This window comes from Pseudonocardia halophobica, assembly GCF_027922425.1.
Taxonomy (GTDB): domain Bacteria; phylum Actinomycetota; class Actinomycetes; order Mycobacteriales; family Pseudonocardiaceae; genus Pseudonocardia; species Pseudonocardia halophobica.
On the sequence record NZ_BSFQ01000271.1, the window covers coordinates 1 to 555 of the forward strand.

Genomic DNA, 555 nt, shown 5'->3' on the forward strand with positions numbered 1-555 from the left:
TTCAAAACCCTCATCCCGTTGTTCGCGGCAAGGCCGTCTCATCCTGTCGTCCCGCTCGGCCACCGGACGGCCGGCGCGCACAGCGAAGGTCAGGGGCGGCCTCTCGCCGGCGCTCGCGCCTTGCCCTTGACCGCAGCGAGCACGCTGGCAGGCTGGAGGTCGAACAGAGACAGGAAGATCGTGCGATATGCCGGTCTGCTGCTGGCTGGCGTGCTCGCGGTCGGAGTCAGTCCGGTTGCCGTATCGGCGCAAGCCGCACCCGTCGCGCGCGCGAATCCCTCCGATCCCTATGCCGGCTTCATTACCGAAGCCTCGCAACGTTTCGGTATTCCCGAACACTGGATTCGCGCAGTGCTCCGCGCCGAGAGCGCGGGCGACGTGCGCGCAATCTCGTCGGCCGGAGCGATGGGATTGATGCAGGTCATGCCCGACACTTGGGCGGGCCTGCGCGTCCGCCATGGCCTCGGCCGCGATCCTTACGACCCACGCGACAACATCATGGCGGGTGCGGCTTATCTGCGCGAAATGTGGGACCGCTACGGCAACGTCGCCGCG

The 555-nt window shown here is 67.4% G+C and carries 1 protein-coding gene; it reads left to right on the forward strand.

Going from position 1 to position 555, the window contains the following annotated elements; all coding sequences use genetic code 11:
- Window positions 1-180: 180 nt before the first annotated feature.
- Window positions 181-555, forward strand: a 375-nt coding sequence (locus PKE99_RS39430) for a lytic transglycosylase domain-containing protein (RefSeq protein WP_271215172.1), incomplete at its 3' end; no start/stop codon positions are given.